We start from the raw sequence: 18,811 nt of genomic DNA on the forward strand, positions 1-18,811 counted from the left end.
ACATTTCCGATCGCGAAATAGTCAGTGACTATGATCTGATTCAAGATGATTTGGCAAGGCTTGGGCAAGAAAACAAAACGGCCGATTGGCCGCGTCTATCACGCGCGGCTCATTGCCCGGTCTCGTCTGGGGTGAACCCGCGTTAAGCGCCGATCAATCCGAGTTCCGGGCTGGATGCCTCGGCGTGGAACTTGCGTGGGATGCGCCCGGCGCCGCGCGCATCGAACCCGGCCCGCACCGCCGCCGCCATCGCGCCGGCCATCCGCACCGGATCGTGCGCGCGCGCGATCGCGGTGTTCAGAAGCACGGCATCGCACCCCAATTCCATCGCCTGCGCCGCGTCGGACGCCGTGCCGATCCCGGCATCGAGCACCACCGGCACGGTGCTCTGCGCGCAGATGCGCTCGATATTATAGGGATTTGCGATCCCGAGGCCCGAGCCGATCGGCGAGCCCAGCGGCATCACCGCCGCGGCGCCGACATCGGCGAGCTTGCGGCACAGCACCGGATCATCGGTGCAATAGGGCAGCACGACGAACCCGGAATTGACCAAGGCCGCGGTTCCCTGGAGCAGAAACTCGGCATCGGGATACAACGTCTCGCGATCGCCGATGATTTCGAGCTTGATCCAGTTGGTCTCCAGCGCCTCGCGCGCCAGTTCCGCCGTCAGCACCGCGTCGCGCACCGTCGCGCACCCGGCCGTGTTCGGCAGCAGCCGGAACCGCCCGCCCAATTCATCGAGCAACGACCCGCCATAGGCATCGAGGCTGATCCGCCGGATCGCCACGGTCACCAGCGAAGGGGCGGCCGCCTCCAGGGCATCGAGCAGGGTGAGCTGATTGGGGTACCCGGCGGTTCCCATGAACAGACGCGAGCCAAGCGCGACGCCGGCAATCTCCAGCCCCGCCATGTCAGCCGCCACCCACGGCCCGCACGATCTCGACCTGATCGCCCGCGCGCAGCGCCGTGCGGCCCCAGGCCGATTTCGGGACCAGTGTTTCGTTCAGCGCCACCGCCAGGCCCTTGGTCTCGTGCAACCCCTTCGCCGCCAGCAACGCCGCGACGGTGGGCGCGAGCGGCTCGAACGCGCCGTTCACCCGAATATCATCCGCACTCATGCCGCACTCCTCAGCCGATCGAACCGCGCCGCGCCGAACGCGGCGATGCGCGGGTCGACGACGCCGTCAATCACCGTTGCCGCCATTGCCGCCGCCGTCACCGGCGTCAGCAGAATCCCGTTGCGATGATGCCCGGTGCAGAACATCAGGCCGGGCAGGGCGCTCGGCCCCAGCACCGGCGCATCGTCGCGCGATCCCGGCCGAAACCCAACCCAGGTCTCGATCACCGGCAATTCCTCGATCCCCGGCACCGCCCGCCACGCGCCATCGAGCAACGAATACAGCCCGCCGGCGGTCATGCGGTCATCGAATCCGCGCTCCTCGACCGTCGCGCCCACCACCAGCCGCCCATCCGCCCGCGGCACCAGATAAGCCTTGGGCGCCCAGATCACATGGCGCACCAGCGGATCGGCCGGGTTCATCTGCACCGCCAGCATCTGCCCCTTCACCGGGCGGATCGGCGGCCGCGCGATCGGCAGCCCGACACCGCCCGACCACGCCCCGGCGGCCAGCACCACCACATCCGCCGGATGCACCGTCTCGCCGACCACCACACCCGAGGCCCGGCCCTGCGCCGCCTCGACCCGCGCCACCGCCGCCCGTTCATGCAGCGCGCCGCCCGCGCGGCGAAACGCCTCGGCCAGTGCGGCCACCAGCGCCCGGTTATCGACCTGGATATCGTCCGGCGAAAACACCGCGCCGGCGAGTTGCGGCGCCAGATAGGGCTCGCGCTCGCGCGCCTCGCCCGGCGTCAGCCAGGTCAGATCGATGCCCTGGCTGTGCTGGAACGCCATGTCGTGCCGCAGCCGCGCGGCATCGTCGCGGTTGAGCGCGACCAGCATGGTGCCCTCGCGCCGCAACCCGACCGCACACCCGGATGCCGCCTCGACCTCGGCTGCGAAATCCGGCCACAGCGCGAGCGACGCACGGTTGAGCACGCCCAGCACCGCCTCGCCGGGCTCCGCCTCGCACCCCGCCGCCAGCATGCCTGCGGCGGCATGGCTCGCACCCCGGCCCACGGTATCGCGCTCGAACAACGCGACCGAAACCCCGCGCTGCGCCAGCCGCCAGCCCAGGGCAAGCCCCATCACGCCGCCGCCGATGATCGCGACCCGCATCGCCTCAGTCCGCCGCGGCCTCATCGATGTAGATCTTGCTGCCCGCCTCGCGGAACTCGGCCGATTTCTGTTCGAGCCCGGCCATCCGTTCGCTGTCCTCGCGAATATCGTGCGAGATTTTCATCGAGCAGAATTTCGGCCCGCACATCGAGCAGAAATGCGCCACTTTATGCGCGTCCTTCGGCAGCGTCTCATCGTGATATTGTTTGGCGGTATCGGGATCGAGCCCGAGATTGAACTGATCCTGCCAGCGGAACTCGAACCGCGCCCGGCTCACCGCATCATCGCGCAGTTTTGCCGAAGGATGCCCCTTGGCCAGATCCGCCGCATGCGCGGCCAGCCGGTATGTCATCACACCGACCTTCACATCATCACGGTTCGGCAGGCCGAGATGCTCCTTGGGCGTGACGTAGCAGAGCATCGCGGTGCCGAACCAGCCGATCATCGCCGCCCCGATCGCCGAGGTGATATGATCGTAACCCGGCGCGATGTCGGTGGTCAGCGGCCCGAGCGTGTAGAACGGCGCCTCGTGGCAGACCTTGAGCTGGCGCTCCATGTTCTCCTTGATCTTGTGCATCGGCACGTGACCCGGCCCTTCGATCATCACCTGGCAGCCCTTCGCCCAGGCGCGCTTCGTCAATTCGCCCAGTGTGTCGAGTTCGGCGAATTGTGCGGCATCGTTGGCATCCGCAATCGACCCCGGCCGCAACCCGTCGCCCAGCGAGAACGACACATCGTACTTGCGCATGATGTCGCAGATCTCATCGAAATGCGTGTAGAGAAAACTCTCCTGGTGATGCGCGAGGCACCACCGCGCCATGATCGAGCCGCCGCGCGAGACGATGCCGGTCACCCGCTTCGCGGTCAGCGGCACATAGGCCAGCCGCACCCCGGCATGGATCGTGAAATAATCGACCCCCTGTTCCGCCTGCTCGATCAGCGTGTCGCGGAACACCTCCCAGCTCAGCTTGTCAGGGTCGCCGCCGACCTTCTCGAGCGCCTGATACAACGGCACCGTGCCGATCGGCACCGGCGCGTTGCGCATGATCCAGGAGCGGATGTTATGGATATTGCGCCCGGTCGACAGGTCCATGACCGTATCGCCGCCCCAGCGGATCGCCCAGACCAGCTTCTCCACCTCATCCGCCGCGCCGGACGTGACCGCCGAATTGCCGATATTGGCATTGATCTTGACCAGGAAATTCCGCCCGATGATCACGGGTTCCAGTTCCGGGTGATTGATATTGGCCGGAATGATCGCGCGCCCGGCGGCAATCTCGGCCCGCACGAATTCGGGTGTGATGAATTCGGGGATCGAGGCGCCGAAATCCTCGCCATCGGCCCGCCGCTGCGCCGCACCCTCCGCCGCCTTGGCGCGGCCGAGATTCTCGCGGTGCGCCACGTAGATCATTTCCTCGGTGATCACCCCGGCGCGCGCGAACTCGTATTGCGTCACCAGCGTGCCATCGCGCCCGGCCAGCACCGCGCGCTCGGCCGGGCAGGGCGGCACCAGCCGATCGGCCGGTGCGAAGCCGTTATCCTCGGGCTTGACGGCGCGGGGCGCCACGGTCTCGAACCCGCGCGCCGCCAGCCAGGCCGCGCGCACCTGCGGCAATCCCGCGTCCAGATCGAGCGCGAAATGTGGATCGGTGAACGGTCCTGACGTGTCATAGAGCCGGAACGGCGGCTCGTTCGCGGTCGGGTGCAGATCCACCTCGCGGAACGGCACGGCGATATCCGGCCGGCCTTCGGGCGACGAGAACACCTTGCGCGACCCCGAAATCGGGCCCGTGGTCACGATGGCTGGCTTGGTCTGGACGTTCATGGCGCGTTCCTCAACAAAATGAGGGGTGACGCAGCGGCGATCGGTGCAGCAAAGGCAAATCCCGTCCCTCCGCCGGCGCAACCCGGATCAGGTTCAAAGAGTTGCCGGACAAACCCGGCTCTCAGCGCGACTGCGCACCCCTCGGAATTCGGATAGACTGGTTTGATCGACCGGCCGTGTCAACCCACGATCGTGCGGGCGGCGTGCGGCGCCGCAGTAGGGATGGCCCCGGTCTCATCGGCAATCCTTCGCGATCCGTTTATCATCTGTTCATTTTTCACCGGCAGAATGAAAAATGCCAAGCGTCAAAATTGTGCTTGCTGGATACCCAGAAACGGCATTTCGGTGCCCCGAACCACGATTGGGCCGCATATGATTGGACTCATCCCGTTCCTGGTCGATCGTTTCACGACGGCGCATTGCGGTGCCGAGGTGCGGCGAACGATCCTGGCGGCCTGCGACCTGCCGCCTGATTTCGAATTCGGCATCGCCCAGACCTACGATGACGATGTCTGCCGCACCGTCATCACCGCCATGGCCGCACGCACCGGCCTGTCGCTGCCCGACCTGTACGACCGTCTCGGCCATTTCTTCCTCGCCTGGCTCGCGGAAAACCTCGGCGGCCTGTTTACCGGCGCCGAGGACACCGCATCGTTCCTGATGCGCCTGCCCATTGTCTATAACAGCCTCGCCGGCACCGCCCGCGGCTCCGGCCTGCAAGGCGCGTCCGAAGTCGTCTCGGTCCGCCAGCACGGCGAGCGTCTGCGTATCACCTACCAGTCCCAGGCGAGCTTCGCTTCGTTCTACGCAAGCTTCATGCGCGCGGTCGCATCCCACTTCGGGCAGAGCATCGATGTCACCATCCTCGCGGGGGATCTCGAAGGCCCGTTCTGCGTCTTTGATGTCGCAGTCGCTCCGCCGCATCCGGGTCCGCCGGCGGCGCACCTGAGCGATAGAAACGACCAGCCGGAGGTCATCCTCTGCCATGGTGATTGATCAAGCCACCGTCCCGACGGTCAAAACTTCAGACATCGAAGACATCTGCCGCCAATTCTGCACACTCGCCGTCGAGAACGGCGCCAGTCGCGTCACCACCGACAGCGCCCATCCGCTGGTTCAGAAATTCGTGCTTGCGGCGAATTTGTCGCTCGATGTCGCGCGCCGTGCCGTCCGCACCTCGAACGAGGCCATCCAGGAACTGCGTAAAATCCACCGCATTGCCCGCATCGGCAGTTGGCGGGTGATCATCGAAGGACGGTACACGACCTGGTCGGATGAAATGCACAGTCTGGTCGGCGATGCAAAACGCACCGTCGTTCCCGCATTCGCGACCCTGACGGAATTGCTCGCGCCAGCCGATCGTGCCGAATTCGAGGCGGCCTTCCATTCGGTGATCGAAACCGGGCAGGAAGCCACGGTTGAATCCCGCGTCAACGATGCGGCCGGCGCGGATCGTTGGTTCTGGACGGATATGCAGCCCGAGTTCGATGATCGCGGCGCCGTCTTCGCGGTGCGCGGCATCTGCCAGGAAATCACCGAACGGAAATCCGCCTTCGAGCGCATTCGCCATCTCGCGCGCCATGATCCACTGACCGGTCTGGCCAACCGCGCCCATCTCAACGAACAACTCGAACAAATCCTGGCCGAGGCGTCCCGCCGCCGCGAATCGGTCGCTGTTCTGTGTTTCGACCTCGACGGCTTCAAATCCGTCAACGATCTCTACGGCCATGCCGCCGGCGACGATGTGTTGCGTGAAATGGCCCGGCGGCTTGCCTGTCATGTCCGCGAAACCGATCTCGTCGCCCGCATCGGCGGAGATGAATTCGTCGTGGTTCAGGCGTTTGGCCAGCAACCCGAGGCGGCGCAAAGCCTCGCACGGCGTCTGCTCGACGACGTCATGGGCACCATGATGCTCAAGGGACAGGCCGAAATTGCCCTCTCGACCTCGATCGGCGTCGCCTACTATCCGGCCGATGCCAAAACCGCGGACGACCTGCTCGCCCGCGCCGATCGCGCGCTCTACTGGATCAAAAACGAAGGCCGCAACAATTTCGCCGCCTACGACCCCATGATGGAGCGCGAATATCAGGATCGCCGCAAGCTCGAACACGACCTGCGGCTCGCGTTGCAGCGCGGCGAGTTCTCGCTGGTCTATCAACCCATGCTGTGTGCCCGGCTCGACCAGTTCATGGGTTTCGAAGCCCTGCTGCGCTGGAACAGTCCGGTGCACGGATCGGTCCCGCCGGATATCTTCATCGGCATCGCGGAATCCATTGGAATCATGGGGCCGTTGGGCGCATGGGTCCTGCGCACCGCCTGTACCGAAGCCGCACGTTGGCAAAATCCGTTGAAAATCGCTGTGAACGTCTCGCCGATCCAGGTCCAGCAGGGCAACCTTGCCGAAACCGTCGCCGAAATCCTCGAATCGACCGGCCTTGCACCCGAACGTCTCGAAATCGAGGTCACGGAATCACTTCTGATCCGTCATCCCGAACGCGCGCTCGCCACGCTGCGCGCCATCAAGGCGCTCGGTGTCCGAATCGCGATGGACGATTTCGGCACCGGCTACTCGTCGCTCGCCACGCTCCGGGCCTTCCCGTTCGACAAGCTCAAGGTTGACCGCAGTTTCGTCCTCGACCTGTGCGAAGGTTCGGAATCCATGGCGATCATCAACGCGATCCTCGGCCTTGGCCGCGGCCTGCATCTGCCCGTCGTGGTCGAAGGTGTGGAAACCGAATTGCAGGCCGCCATCTTGCGCCGCTGCGGCGCCGATGAAATGCAAGGCTATCTGCTCGGCCGCCCGGCGCCGATCGATCAGTTCACAGCGATCACCACGGCGCGGGGCGCGACCCGCGGCGTCGCCGCCTCACGACAACACCTTGCCTGATCCGGGGCAGGGCAGGGGAGCCGGATAACAGCAAGCCTGACGCGCCATGCCGCGCCCCGGAACCCGCGCCCGACGGCGCATTCCGCACCGAAGCCATCCCCCGGCGGAGTGCGCAGAAAGCCGCTTTGCCAGGCCTGACGGATGGAGTAAGACTCGTCGGCGTGAATATGGTGCTGCCCCGCCCCGTCCGCATTCCGGTCGAAATCGTGTTCGATTTCGTCTGCCCCTGGTGCTATCTCGGCGTCCATCGCTTTGCGCGCACGCGCTTGCGCCGACGCGACCTTGCCATCCACCCGATCTGGCGACCGTTTCTGCTCAATCCCGATATGCCGCGCGGCGGCATCAGCCGCACCGATTACGCCGCCCGCAAATTCGGCGATGAAGAACGCGCCCGCCGGTTCTACGCCGCCATCACCGACATCGCCGCCAGTGAAGGGCTGCACGTCGATTTCGCGCGCATCCGCCGCACGCCGAGCAGCATCGATGCCCACCGCCTGGTTCGTTTCGCCGAGCCGGCCGGCGCGGCCGAAACCCTCGTTCTCGCGATTTTCCACGCCTATTTCCACGACGGTGTCGACATTGGACAGACCGAGGCTCTGGTCGACATCGCGGCCGAAACCGGGCTCGATGCCGAAGCGGCGCGGTCCTTTCTGCTGTCGGATCAGGCGGCCGACCTGGTCCATGCCGACAATCTCTACGCCCACCGGCTCGGCATCAACGGCGTTCCCTGTTTCGTGGTCGATGGTTCGGCGGCGATCGCCGGCGCCCAGGAACCCGATGTGCTGGAACGTCTGATCGAACTGGCAAATTGTGACGCAACGCCGTTCGGCCTCGCATAGCCCCGCGCCGCCTCGCCCGCCCATCTTTCGCCGCCGCCGCCCGCGTGGCACAACACCGCCATGAAACGCCGCACCCTGCTCGCCACCGCCCCGCTCGCCCTTGCCCTCGCACCCTCGGCGCAAGCCGCTGATTTCACCGCATTCCTATCCGGCCTGGGCGCTCGCGCGCGCCAGCAAGGCGTGCCGCACAGCATCATCGACCAGGCGCTGGGCGGCCTCACGCCCAACCAGCGCGTCATCCATCTCGACAATCATCAACCCGAATTCACCCTCACCTGGGCGCAATACAGCGCCCGGGTCGTCACCGCAGCGCGCATCCGTGACGGTCAGGCGAAACGCCGGCAACTCAGCCCGGTCCTTGACGCGATCCGCACCCGCTTCGGCGTCGCCGCCGATCCCATCATGGGCATCTGGGGCATCGAGACCGATTTCGGCGCGATCCAGGGCAATTTTCAGGTCATCGACTCGCTCGCCACCCTCGCCTGGTTCCGCCAGAGCCCCTATTTCGGCAACGAGGCGATCGCCGCGATGAAAATCGCCGCCCGCGGCGATGCGCCGCTGCCCCGGCTGATCGGCTCCTGGGCCGGCGCGATGGGCCAGCCGCAATTCATGCCCAGCGTCTATCTCACCACCGCGGTCAATTTCACCGGGCGCGGTACCCCGAATATCTGGACCAACGTGCCCGATACCATGGCCTCGATCGCCAATTACCTCCGCAAGGCGCGCTGGGTGCCGGGCCTGCCGTCGAGCGAACCGGTGCTGATCCCGCCCGGCTTCGATGCGGCGCTGGCCGGACGCCAGCACCGCCTGCCACTCGCCCGCTGGCAGGCGCTCGGCGTGCACCGCCTGGCCGATGCCGCCCGGCTGGCGCCCGCCACCGAAGCCTCGCTGCTCCTGCCCGATGGCCCGACCGGCGCCGCCTATCTGGCCTATGCCAATTTCGAGTCGATCCGCCGCTATAATCCGTCGGATCTCTACGCCCTCGCGGTCGGCGAACTCGGGCGATCGATCGCGGCATGAACCGCGCCGCCTGTCTCCCGCTGCTGGCCGCGCTCGCCCTGACCGGCTGCGTCCACAAACGCATCCGCACCGGCCCGCCGCCGACCGGCGCGCATTACCTGATCGGCAACCCCTATCAGGCCGATGGCGAATGGCACTACCCGCGCGCGGTCGATACCTATGACCGTACCGGCCTCGCCACCGTCATCCCGCCCGGTCACGACGCCGCAACGGCCGATGGCGAAGCCTACGACCCCGAAGGATTGATGGCCCAAAGCCCGATCCTGCCGCTGCCCTCGCTGGTCCGCGTCACCAATCTGGTCAACGGCCGAACCCTGACCGTCCGCGTCAACGATCGCGGCCCCGCCACCGCCGGCCGCATCCTGGCCGTCAGCCGCAAGGTTGCATCCCTGCTCGCATTTCCCCCGACCGGCGTGGTCGAAGTGCGCGTCACCCTGCTCGCCGGCCGCTCCGCCGCGCTGCAGGCCGCACTCGGCGCCGGTCCGCATCTCACCGCCGCACCGGTCGCCGGCGTCCAGTCCGCCGCCCTGCCGCCACCCCCCGGCGCCGCCGGCAGCGCAGGCCCGATCACCCCGGCCGCGCATACGCCCGTCGCCCGCCTGACCCGCACCGCTGCCGCGACCGCCTCCCCATCGGGCGTCGTCCACACCGTGCCGCCCGATCCCGGCCCGCTCTATGTCGAAATCGCCGGCTTCGGCACCGGCAGCGATGCGCAGCAAACCCTCGATCGCCTCGCAGGCCTGCCCGGCAGCGTCGTGCCGCAATCGCGCGAAGGCCGCACGCTCTACGCCGTCGAACTCGGCCCCTACCACAGCGTCGCCAGCGCCGACGCCGCGTTGCACCAGGTTCTCGCCCGCGGCGTCCCCGACCCTGAAATCACCGTGCATTGACCATGCGGATCAGGCCCGGCAGCTTCATCACCGTCGAGGGCGGTGAAGCCGTCGGCAAATCCACCCAGATCGCCCGCCTCGCCGCCACCCTGCGCGCCGCCGGCCACAATGTCGTCCTCACCCGCGAGCCCGGCGGCACACAAGGCGCCGAAGCCATCCGCGCCGTCATGCTCGATCCCGCCACCAGCCTCGCCCCGCTCGCCGACACGCTGCTGGTCTTCGCCGCCCGGGCCGACCACGTCGCCACGCTGATCCGCCCCGCCCTCGCCCGCGGCGATATCGTCCTGTGCGACCGTTTCACCGATTCCACCATGGCCTATCAGGGCTACGGCCTCGGCATCGACGGCGCGATCATCGCAACCCTCACCGGCATGATCGGCCTGACCCCCGATCTCACCCTGATCCTCGAAACCCCGCCCGCCATCGCCGCCGCCCGCCTCGCCGCCCGCACCGCCACGCCCGACCGCTACGAGCGTTTCGATGCGCAGTTCGGCGCCCGCGTCGCCGCCGGCTTTCGCGCCATCGCCGCCGCCGACCCCGCCCGCTGCGCGTTGATCGATGCGTCCGGCCCGATCGATGCCATCGCCGCCACCATCGCCGCCACCATCGCCCAACGCCTCGCGCCATGATCGCCCCGCGCGCCAACCCCGCCCTGCTCGGCCAGGACCGCGCGATCGCCGAACTCCACCACGCCGCATCCGGCCCGCGCCTGCACCACGCCTGGCTGATCGCAGGGCCGCCCGGCATCGGCAAGGCGACGCTCGCCTACCGCTTCGCCCGCTGGCTGCTCGCCGGCGCCACCACGCCGGACCTGTCGCTCCCGCCCACCGACCCCGCCTTCCGCCGCGTCGCCGTCGCCTCCCACGCCGATCTCCTCGTCATCGAGCGCCGCTATGATGAGAAAAAAAAGCGCATGCAGGGCGAAATCGTGGTCGAAACCGTCGCCCAGGCCGGCAAATTCCTTCGCCTCACACCGGGGGAGGGCGGCTGGCGCGTCGTCATCGTCGATGGCGCGGAAGCCCTCAACCGCAATGCCGCCAACGCTTTGCTCAAACTCCTCGAAGAACCGCCGCCGCGCGCCATCTGGCTCCTGGTCTGCCACGCCCCCGGCCGCCTGCTCCCCACCATCCGCAGCCGCTGCCGCCTGCTCGATGTCGCGCCCCTCGACCCCGCCACCATCCAGACCCTGCTCGCCACCGCCCAGCCCGACCTCCCGCCCGACCGCGCCGCCCGCCTCGCCACCCTCGCCGAAGGCTCGATCGGCCGCGCCATCGCCCTCGCCGCATCCGATGGCCTGGCCCTGGCCGGCCTGGTCGATGAAGCCCTCACCACCGCCATCACCCCCAGCCGCGCCGCCGCCATCGCCGATGCCGTCGCCCGCCTCGAAGACGGTTTCGCCACCTTCACCGATCTGCTGCGCACCGGCCTCGCCGCCGCCACCCGCGCCCGCGCCCGCGCCCAACCTTCACGGGCGCTTGATCACCAGGTCAGCCTCTGGCAGGAGTTTGGCCGCATCCAAGCCGAAGTCGAAGGCCTGAACCTCGACCCGCGCGCCGCCATCATCACCATCCTGCACCAGCTAAGGCCATCATGACCAAGCGTTTCTACATCACCACCCCGATCTATTACGTCAACGGCACGCCCCACATCGGCCACGCCTATTCCTCGATCGCGGCCGATGTCATGGCCCGCTTCAAACGCCTCGATGGCTACGACGTGTTTTTCCTCACCGGCACCGACGAACACGGCCAGAAAATCGAAAAAACCGCGAACGACGCCGGCATCACCCCCCAGCAGCTCGCCGACCGCAACAGCGCCGCCTTCCGCGCCATGGCCGCCGCGGTCAACCTCTCCAACACCGATTTCATCCGCACCACCGAACCCCGCCACAAAGCCGCCTGCGCGGCCATGTGGCAGGCGCTCGAAGCCGCCGGCGCCATCCACCTCGGCCATTACGAAGGCTGGTACGCCACCCGCGACGAAGCCTTCTACGGCGAGGACGAACTCACCACCGCGCCCGACGGCACCAAACGCTCCCCCTACGGCGCCCCGGTCGAATGGGTCCGCGAACCCTCCTATTTCTTCAAACTCAGCGCCTTTCAGGACCGCCTGCTCGCCCTCTACGAAGCCCACCCCGAATTCATCCAGCCCGCCTCCAGCCGCAACGAAGTGCTCAGCTTCGTCCGCTCCGGCCTGCGCGATATCTCGATCAGCCGCACCAGCTTCACCTGGGGCGTGCCGGTCCCAAACGCCCCCGGCCACGTCATGTATGTGTGGATCGACGCCCTCACCAACTACCTCACCGCCCTCGGCTACCCCGACCCCGCCGCGCCCGACATGGCGTTCTGGCCCGCCGACATCCACCTCGTCGGCAAGGAAATCACCCGCTTTCACGCCATCTACTGGCCCGCGATGCTCATGGCCGCCAACCTGCCCCTGCCCAGACGCGTGTTCGGCCACGGCTGGTGGGTCACCAATGGCGAAAAAATGTCCAAATCCCTCGGCAACGCCCTCGAAATCCAACCCCTCGTCACCGAATTCGGCGTCGATGCCATCCGCTTCTTCCTCCTCCGCGAAATCCCCTTCGGTAACGATGGCGATGTCTCACGCGCCGCCATCATCACCCGCCTGAACACCGAACTCGCCAACGGCCTCGGCAACCTCGCCCAGCGCACCCTCAGCTTCATCGCGAAAAACGCCGGCGCCGCCATCCCCGCCGCCGGCCCCGCTACCGAAGCCGACCACGCGCTCACCACCCTCGCCGAAACCCTCCCCACCCGCGTCCGCGCCGCGATGGAACGCCTCGCCTACCAGGAAGCCCTCGAGGAAATCTGGAAACTCATCCGCGCCGGCAACGCCTACATCGACCACGAACAACCCTGGGCACTCCGCAAAACCAACCCCACCCGCATGGCCCACGTGCTCCGCACCCTCTGCGAAACCCTCCGCATCGCCGCCATCCTGCTCCAGCCCTTCATGCCCGAAACCATGGCGAAACTGCTCGACCAACTCGCCGTCCCGCCCAGCGCCCGCAGCTTCGCCGCCCTCGATACCCAACTCCCCGAAGCCGCCCCGCTGCCAACCCCCACCGGCCTGTTCCCCCGCTTCGTCGAACCGGACGCATGAAAAACCCCCGCGCGGCCTAATCGCCACGCGGTCCCAACCCCCGAAATCTGACTGAAAACCTGGTAGCGGCGGGCGGATTTGAACCACCGACCAAGAGATTATGATTCTCCTGCTCTACCGCTGAGCTACGCCGCCAACCGGTGGCGCCGAGGTAGCGCCCACCGCCAAACCTGTCAATCAGCCCCATCCGGAAAGGCAGGGCAGGGGAAGCAAGCCGTTCGTTCTTGAAAGAAAGAACCAAAGAACTTTTGAACCCACCACAACCCCGCCGCGATCCGCCCGTCCACAACCCAAAACTGAAATCTCTTAACAAACCGTCTCAAAACCAATTGCCGCGCCCCCCAACCATGGGCTACAGCATGGCTACAGCATCAAACGGTCGAGGCCCACGTGCGGAAAAATACCAAATCCCAATCCGCGATAGCGGCATCACCGCAACTGCCGAAACACAGAACGGACCAGTCCCGTCAAATCCACCGTGAGCACGGACCATCGGTATGACCAGCACCATCACCCGCCGAATTTTGTCCCTCATCTCACCGGTTTCAGCCGCCGGATATAAAAAAACCCGCCTCGGCAACGGCGGCGACGGTGGCTATGTCCTGCTCGATAACTTCGTCGACTCGTCGTGTTGCCTCTCCATCGGCATTGGTGGTGACGTGAGTTTCGACGCCGCATTGGCCGATCGCGGTTATGACGTCTTTCAGTATGACCACACCGTAAGCGGTCCTCCAACGAAGCACGACCGCTTCAAATTCTTCCAAATTGGCCTGGCGCCGCGCGGCCAGACATCCGAAACGCTTCATGACCTCGATCAGATCATCGCCGATCACAACATCAGCGCCTATCAGCGGCCCATCCTGAAAATCGACATCGAAGATGCCGAATGGGACGTTTTGTTAAACCTCCAACGGAGCTCGATTGAGCTATTCGACCAGATTTGTTTGGAGTTTCACAATCTCAATCGCCTCTCTGATCCTGACCAAGCTAAAAAAATCGAAAAAACCTTCCGTTTCCTGACCCAGACGCACGCCCCAATCCACGTACACGGTAACAATTGGGGGAACTTCTATATTGTAAATGGTATCCCAGTTCCGGAGGTAATCGAGCTGACATATGCGTCAAAAATAAATTATACTATGATCCCAAGCCAGGAAATATTTCCAGGCGAGTATGACACACCAAACAAGCCCGATGAAAGTGACTTTTTTTTAGGTAATTTTCAGTTCTAAATTTGCGTACGGGTTACGAGAACCAGACTTGAGCGACGAAAGCGAATCCCTTGGAAAATATGGAAACAATACCGAAGAACTTTCATTTCATTACGGGATTGGATAAAAACTTCGGAGGAAAACCGGTCGGCTTCATTCATTATATGGCAATCCACGTCCGCACCAGCCTCCGCCGCCCGCAGCCGATCCATCCAATCCGGCGATGCCGGTAACCAATCGAGTTTTACCATGGCGCTATTGATGGCCGATCGGACGAGGGCAGAGCAGGGCAGGGGAAGCAAGCCGTTCTTTCTTGAAAGAAAGAACCAAAGAACTTTCGAACCAATCACAACCCGGCCGCGATCTACCTCCACAACCCAAAACTGAAATCACTTAATAAACCGTCTCAAAACCAATTGCCGCGCCCGCCACCCATGGGCTAAACCCGCATTACCGGTGTCGACAACTCGCTGACAAGCCATCCGGAACCCCTGACCTTGGATACGTGGATATAACGAATGAAACTCGCCTGCGTCGCCATCGTCAAGAACGAAGAACGCCACATCGCGGAATGGATCGCCTACCAATTCGCCATCGGCTTCGACACCGTCATCCTGCTCGACAATCAATCGACCGACGCCACCCCGGATCGCGCGCGCGCCTTCGCCCCCTTGCACGACATCCGCGTGCTCGACTGGCACAGCACCAACCCCGACTATCAACTTCGCGCCTACGAACACGCCGTCCAAACCTTCGGCACCGAATTCAACTGGATGGCCTTCTTCGACACCGACGAATATCTGGTGATCGACCCACCGTTCGACCTCCGCGCCATCCTGAACCTCTGGGCCGATATCGCAGCCATCGGCATCCCCTGGGCCATGTTCGGTTCGTCCCGCCACAACGAGCGGCCAACCGGCCTCCTGATCGAAGATTTCGTCTACCGCTCCGAACCCGCCTTCGGACCCAACCGCCATATCAAATCCATTGTCCGGCCCGATCGTATGCTGCGTTGCGAAAACGCCCACAGCTTCAAAATCGCCGGCAACTATCACAGCCTCGCCGGCACGCCCCTCAATTTCAGCCAGGATGGCCTGCTGATCAATGAACCCGATTACACCTTGGGCAAACTGCACCACTACTTCACCCGCTCGCGCGATCACTGGGCCGAAAAAATGCGTCGCGGCTACCACGATACCACGCGCGAGGCGTCCGAATTCGAAATCTACGACCGCAATGAAATATTTGACGACACCGCCGCCCGCCACGCCCCGCAAGTCCGCGAAATCCTTGCACGCCTCAGCCTGCCACCCCTCAGTCCGCCCGCGTCGCTGCAGGCGGAGCGCAGCACTCCACCACCTGACGCCGCTGATCACGCAACGCCGGCCGAACAGACAAACCCTGCGATTATGCAGGAAGATGGCGAAGAACACGTGCTCCAAGCGCCAGACCCATGCCACCGCCCCGGCACCTGGGCACTCCTGACCGCTTTCGGCACTGTGCTCACATGGAACCCTCAGATCGAAACCATATCGCATCGCCCCCCTGACAATCTCGCCGATCAACAACTCATCTTATGGCGCTGTACGCCTCAAAGCGACTTGGTGACCTATCATAATGGTCAGCTTGAACTACTCGACCCGCTATCTGGTCAGATCATCCCACAACCGACTAGCCGGTGCGTGGAAATCACACCCGGCGAACGACATGGCGAAATAGCGTTGAAGCTTAATAATGGCGCGTTTCTGTCAGCACGACCAACGGCATCACCACTCGAATCAGGTACCGTGAATGCACATGTGATGCACTGCCATGCCTGGGAATGCTTTACACCCATACAACCACCGCATGCGCGACCGATCGAAAGCGCCCGCACCCTCAACAGCGAACGGCGAACAGAAAAGCAATCACGGACCAGAACGCTCCCCAACCCACTATATCCGTCAGGGTTCGTGATTGGTTGGGAGCCCGCATTGCTTGGCAATTGCCTGTCATCGTATGCAAACCTTTTTGCGTTCTCAAAACGAAATGGTATCCCCATAGGATATCTGCAACTAAATAGTATCAATAGAATCATCGAGGCCAAACCAGACGAAAGTCAGAGTTATTCACCACGACCAGAATTTGATTTTAAGAAATTTAAAATTGTAAGCGATTATGTCAATTTGATCCTCCATGACGACGTCGACACCTTGTATCGCCGGGTTTACAGCTTGAACATAAACGAAATTGGGAAACGGGATGATATTAGCGGCGAAATCGTTTTTTTAACCTACGCGCCCGAATTCAAAAATCTCTCTTTGTATGAGACGGATTTGAGAGATTTCTGTAATCGTGGCAACGGCATCGTGATGCGAGGAGCGTATTGGTATCAATACCCTGATATGCGTGAATTGGCCGAAGTGGGGCGCTCACTACGCGATCTGCTTTCAATTAAGCATGTAGACGCAGCCGAAGACCGAAGGCGACTAATGGATTCAGAGCATGGCGTTATGTCCATTGGCATTCACATGCGGCGCGGTCGGGATTATCGGGATTGGATAAACGGCAAATTTTACTTCGAAATCGAAGATTATTTACGCGTTATGTCAGCAATCCATGAGGAGTTGTCAGACGTGCCACACCGTTTTTATGTGTGCTCTGACATTAAAATGGACGAGCTTGTTTTCGACGGTTTACCCGTTTGCTACGTCCCGGCTTCCCTGGAAGATGACTTTTCGGCGCTCGCGAAATGCGATTACGTGGTGGGTCCTCCCAGCACATTTGGTACTTGGTCTGCATTTCTAGGTAAAGGTAAACGAGTTATTCTTACCAAGGACCGCATAAATTCGTTGCGGTCTTGGACGCCAATTTTGGATCATTTTGTCAATGTCGTTTATCCGACGGGGGCGTACATACCGGGCGACTTGCGGTCAAGTCCAATATAACAAGATAAAATATCGTCGTCCATAACAAGGAAAAAAAATGCGAAATTGTATGTCTTTTCATGGTCGGGTTAATCTGTTTGAAACTCAGCCAAGAATAGCAGTCGAGCATAATGCACTATACATGCCCACACACGGAGCAGATAACTCCCAGGGGCGAGCCGCCGGATTATATGACGTAAAAGGCAAACTTATATTAGAAGCCGCACGATTTCGAGGGCCAGAACCCCACAGTATAGGCTCTCCATTTTCTACTTGGTTCGACCCTAAAAGAGCCAAAAACATTTGGTCTGAACCAGCATTTTATATGGGACAATTTGCAAAACATTACGGACATTTTTTAGTCGACAGCTTATGTAGGCTATGGGCTTACCAAAAAAATGAATCTCGGAAAATAAAGATAATTTATCATGGCACGGAAATGGCTTCAGAGTTTTTCAAGATTGATTATATGAGAAATATCTTGAATGCAATGGGGCTTGCCGAAGTAGACTTTATCAAGTTTGATGAGCCGACCCTAATCTCAAAGATTATTGTCCCGGAGCCGGCGTTTGAGGAACTGAGCTACGTTTATAAAGAATTTGCAACGTTTTTTAATTCACTCGGAAATATAATTGCCCCGGCTGACGAAAATACCATCGTTTCTGACCGTCCTATTTACTTGACTAAGATCAATATTAAATCGGGTATCTCTCATTTCGTAAATGAGGACGAATTTGCGAATGTGCTGTCCAACGCGGGCGTAGAAGTAATATCACCTGAGTTGTTGAGCTTGGAGGAACAAATAAAAATTTTCCGAACAAGGTCTGTAATAACGGGACTGACGGGGTCTGCCTTTCATACGTCAATTTTTGTTCCACGCCGTAATTATCTTTGCCTAAATTATCACGATACAATTTGGTCGAATCAACTATTGTTCGACAGAGCGAATGAAAACGTCGGTTTCCATGTATGCCCGGATAATGATTCTCCGAATTCAGGAACCGATGCGAATTTTGGGAATAATTTCCATATTGAAAATCCTAAAAAGCTTGCAGAAGAGTTTTTGCGAGCAATAGACGATTTCCAGTTTTGGCTGACGGGCACGCAATATGTCTCAAGTTACCGCAACATTCCACAGTTACAGCTACGCGGCAGCCCAACGGGACACCAGCCTCAGCCGGAAAGTGTGCACGAATTGTCTCTCGATGAAATAGGCAAACTAACCGGTACGGACAAATCGTCCAAAGCACATGGGTATTTAAAATTTTATGATAGGTTTGTCCGAGAGATAAGGGTATCCGCCGATAAGGTTTTAGAGATTGGCGTGTTAAACGGTCAGTCTCTCCAGATGTGGGGGACTTATTTCACGAATGCAACCATCGTAGGGCTCGATATAAATCCTGAGACTTTAAAGTATTCAAAAGGTCGTCTTAAAGTAATAATGGCAGATCAAAGCAGATCTGCTGATTTGGAGGCTGTAGCCGAAGAGCATGGCCCATTTGACCTAATTGTAGACGATGGCTCCCATATATGGGAACACCAAATGAACTCGTTTACAAGTTTATTTGAATCAGTAAAAAGTGGAGGATTTTATATAATCGAAGATCTACAGGTTTGTTTTCCGGAAATTGTCGGCTACGAACATTATAGACAAGGACGAGACTTTTCGACGGTAAATTTCCTCGAAAAACTATCTAATTATGTGGTGCGTGGGTGTGTTCCGGAGAGCGAGGTGGACGTAAGGTACGGGGCTATTATGCCAAAACTGGAGTTTGTTGCCTTCCATTATGGGACCGTATTGTTAAAGAAGAAATGATCATCCCGTCCGATTTAATGCGCCCGAGACAGGCATAATGTCGAACCGAAGTTGC

At 61.7% G+C, this 18,811-nt stretch carries 16 protein-coding genes, 1 tRNA gene and 1 riboswitch; of the genes, 11 read left to right on the forward strand and 6 right to left on the reverse strand.

All coding sequences use genetic code 11. The features are described 5' to 3' along the window. Positions 1-142: 142 nt before the first annotated feature. From AruPA_RS14630 to thiC, 4 genes are read right to left on the reverse strand one after another with little or no spacing between them, the layout of a single operon-like run. Positions 143-910, reverse strand: a complete 768-nt coding sequence (locus AruPA_RS14630; RefSeq protein WP_265637477.1) for a thiazole synthase — start codon at positions 908-910, stop codon at positions 143-145. A 1-nt stretch (position 911) separates the two neighbouring features. Continuing rightward, the gene (gene thiS / locus AruPA_RS14635) at positions 912-1,118 is read right to left on the reverse strand and encodes a sulfur carrier protein ThiS (protein WP_265637478.1); all 207 of its coding nucleotides are present in this window, start codon (positions 1,116-1,118) and stop codon (positions 912-914) included. Next, entirely contained in the window at positions 1,115-2,236 is a 1,122-nt protein-coding gene (gene thiO / locus AruPA_RS14640; RefSeq protein WP_265637479.1) for a glycine oxidase ThiO, read from the reverse strand. Before thiO ends, thiS begins: the two co-directional genes overlap by 4 nt. Positions 2,237-2,240: 4 nt before the next feature. After that, on the reverse strand, positions 2,241-4,061 hold the full coding sequence (gene thiC / locus AruPA_RS14645; RefSeq protein ID WP_265637480.1) for a phosphomethylpyrimidine synthase ThiC: 1,821 nt from the start codon (positions 4,059-4,061) through the stop codon (positions 2,241-2,243). A gap of 47 nt (positions 4,062-4,108) precedes the next feature. Next, a riboswitch (TPP riboswitch) is annotated at positions 4,109-4,213 on the reverse strand. Positions 4,214-4,433: 220 nt separating this feature from the next. Between thiC and AruPA_RS14650 the strand changes: the two genes are divergently transcribed. The 8 genes from AruPA_RS14650 (at position 4,434) to metG (ending at position 12,823) form a co-directional block, all read left to right on the forward strand. Further along, entirely contained in the window at positions 4,434-5,057 is a 624-nt protein-coding gene (locus tag AruPA_RS14650) for a heme NO-binding domain-containing protein (RefSeq protein ID WP_265637481.1), read from the forward strand. Continuing rightward, positions 5,047-6,948: a bifunctional diguanylate cyclase/phosphodiesterase gene (locus tag AruPA_RS14655; RefSeq protein ID WP_265637482.1), complete on the forward strand. Its 1,902-nt coding sequence runs from the start codon at positions 5,047-5,049 to the stop codon at positions 6,946-6,948. The genes AruPA_RS14650 and AruPA_RS14655 overlap by 11 nt, the downstream gene beginning before the upstream one ends. A 167-nt stretch (positions 6,949-7,115) precedes the next feature. Continuing rightward, positions 7,116-7,787: a DsbA family oxidoreductase gene (locus AruPA_RS14660; protein ID WP_265637553.1), complete on the forward strand. Its 672-nt coding sequence runs from the start codon at positions 7,116-7,118 to the stop codon at positions 7,785-7,787. Positions 7,788-7,847: 60 nt separating this feature from the next. After that, positions 7,848-8,807 (forward strand): lytic transglycosylase domain-containing protein, encoded by a 960-nt coding sequence (locus AruPA_RS14665; protein ID WP_265637483.1) that lies wholly within the window; start codon positions 7,848-7,850, stop codon positions 8,805-8,807. Continuing rightward, the gene (locus AruPA_RS14670) at positions 8,804-9,697 is read left to right on the forward strand and encodes a septal ring lytic transglycosylase RlpA family protein (RefSeq protein ID WP_265637484.1); all 894 of its coding nucleotides are present in this window, start codon (positions 8,804-8,806) and stop codon (positions 9,695-9,697) included. Before AruPA_RS14665 ends, AruPA_RS14670 begins: the two co-directional genes overlap by 4 nt. 2 nt (positions 9,698-9,699) lie before the next feature. Next, positions 9,700-10,326, forward strand: a complete 627-nt coding sequence (gene tmk, locus AruPA_RS14675; protein WP_265637554.1) for a dTMP kinase — start codon at positions 9,700-9,702, stop codon at positions 10,324-10,326. Continuing rightward, entirely contained in the window at positions 10,323-11,291 is a 969-nt protein-coding gene (locus tag AruPA_RS14680; protein ID WP_265637485.1) for a DNA polymerase III subunit delta', read from the forward strand. Before tmk ends, AruPA_RS14680 begins: the two co-directional genes overlap by 4 nt. After that, on the forward strand, positions 11,288-12,823 hold the full coding sequence (gene metG, locus AruPA_RS14685) for a methionine--tRNA ligase (RefSeq protein ID WP_265637487.1): 1,536 nt from the start codon (positions 11,288-11,290) through the stop codon (positions 12,821-12,823). Before AruPA_RS14680 ends, metG begins: the two co-directional genes overlap by 4 nt. Positions 12,824-12,883: 60 nt before the next feature. Here metG and AruPA_RS14690 read toward each other — a convergent pair. Further along, positions 12,884-12,958: transfer RNA gene (locus AruPA_RS14690), tRNA-Met, on the reverse strand. Between the two features lie 362 nt (positions 12,959-13,320). Between AruPA_RS14690 and AruPA_RS14695 the strand changes: the two genes are divergently transcribed. Beyond that, positions 13,321-14,055 (forward strand): hypothetical protein, encoded by a 735-nt coding sequence (locus AruPA_RS14695; protein ID WP_265637488.1) that lies wholly within the window; start codon positions 13,321-13,323, stop codon positions 14,053-14,055. Here the strand turns inward: AruPA_RS14695 and AruPA_RS14700 are convergent. Next, positions 14,052-14,408, reverse strand: a complete 357-nt coding sequence (locus tag AruPA_RS14700) for a hypothetical protein (RefSeq protein ID WP_265637489.1) — start codon at positions 14,406-14,408, stop codon at positions 14,052-14,054. The two genes, AruPA_RS14695 and AruPA_RS14700, sit on opposite strands and share 4 nt — an antisense overlap. 144 nt (positions 14,409-14,552) lie before the next feature. Here AruPA_RS14700 and AruPA_RS14705 point away from each other — a divergent pair, with 144 nt between their 5' ends. Together AruPA_RS14705 and AruPA_RS14710 are read left to right on the forward strand one after the other, a co-directional pair. Next, the gene (locus AruPA_RS14705; RefSeq protein WP_265637490.1) at positions 14,553-16,961 is read left to right on the forward strand and encodes a glycosyltransferase family 2 protein; all 2,409 of its coding nucleotides are present in this window, start codon (positions 14,553-14,555) and stop codon (positions 16,959-16,961) included. Between the two features lie 49 nt (positions 16,962-17,010). Next, on the forward strand, positions 17,011-18,756 hold the full coding sequence (locus AruPA_RS14710; RefSeq protein WP_265637491.1) for a glycosyltransferase 61 family protein: 1,746 nt from the start codon (positions 17,011-17,013) through the stop codon (positions 18,754-18,756). Positions 18,757-18,811: the final 55 nt, after the last annotated feature.

Source organism: Acidiphilium sp. PA (assembly GCF_026191915.1).
GTDB lineage: Bacteria > Pseudomonadota > Alphaproteobacteria > Acetobacterales > Acetobacteraceae > Acidiphilium.

Excerpts from the sequence above, each read along its gene's own strand:
- AruPA_RS14655 (WP_265637482.1), top strand. The coding sequence starts at position 5,047 with ATGGTGATTGATCAAGCCACCGTCCCGACGGTCAAAACTTCAGACATC.
- metG (WP_265637487.1), top strand. The coding sequence starts at position 11,288 with ATGACCAAGCGTTTCTACATCACCACCCCGATCTATTACGTCAACGGC.
- thiS (WP_265637478.1), bottom strand. The coding sequence starts at position 1,118 with ATGAGTGCGGATGATATTCGGGTGAACGGCGCGTTCGAGCCGCTCGCG.
- AruPA_RS14630 (WP_265637477.1), bottom strand. The coding sequence starts at position 910 with ATGGCGGGGCTGGAGATTGCCGGCGTCGCGCTTGGCTCGCGTCTGTTC.
- thiC (WP_265637480.1), bottom strand. The coding sequence starts at position 4,061 with ATGAACGTCCAGACCAAGCCAGCCATCGTGACCACGGGCCCGATTTCG.
- AruPA_RS14695 (WP_265637488.1), top strand. The coding sequence starts at position 13,321 with ATGACCAGCACCATCACCCGCCGAATTTTGTCCCTCATCTCACCGGTT.
- AruPA_RS14710 (WP_265637491.1), top strand. The coding sequence starts at position 17,011 with ATGTCTTTTCATGGTCGGGTTAATCTGTTTGAAACTCAGCCAAGAATA.
- AruPA_RS14660 (WP_265637553.1), top strand. The coding sequence starts at position 7,116 with ATGGTGCTGCCCCGCCCCGTCCGCATTCCGGTCGAAATCGTGTTCGAT.
- thiO (WP_265637479.1), bottom strand. The coding sequence starts at position 2,236 with ATGCGGGTCGCGATCATCGGCGGCGGCGTGATGGGGCTTGCCCTGGGC.
- tmk (WP_265637554.1), top strand. The coding sequence starts at position 9,700 with ATGCGGATCAGGCCCGGCAGCTTCATCACCGTCGAGGGCGGTGAAGCC.
- AruPA_RS14670 (WP_265637484.1), top strand. The coding sequence starts at position 8,804 with ATGAACCGCGCCGCCTGTCTCCCGCTGCTGGCCGCGCTCGCCCTGACC.
- AruPA_RS14680 (WP_265637485.1), top strand. The coding sequence starts at position 10,323 with ATGATCGCCCCGCGCGCCAACCCCGCCCTGCTCGGCCAGGACCGCGCG.
- AruPA_RS14705 (WP_265637490.1), top strand. The coding sequence starts at position 14,553 with ATGAAACTCGCCTGCGTCGCCATCGTCAAGAACGAAGAACGCCACATC.
- AruPA_RS14665 (WP_265637483.1), top strand. The coding sequence starts at position 7,848 with ATGAAACGCCGCACCCTGCTCGCCACCGCCCCGCTCGCCCTTGCCCTC.
- AruPA_RS14650 (WP_265637481.1), top strand. The coding sequence starts at position 4,434 with ATGATTGGACTCATCCCGTTCCTGGTCGATCGTTTCACGACGGCGCAT.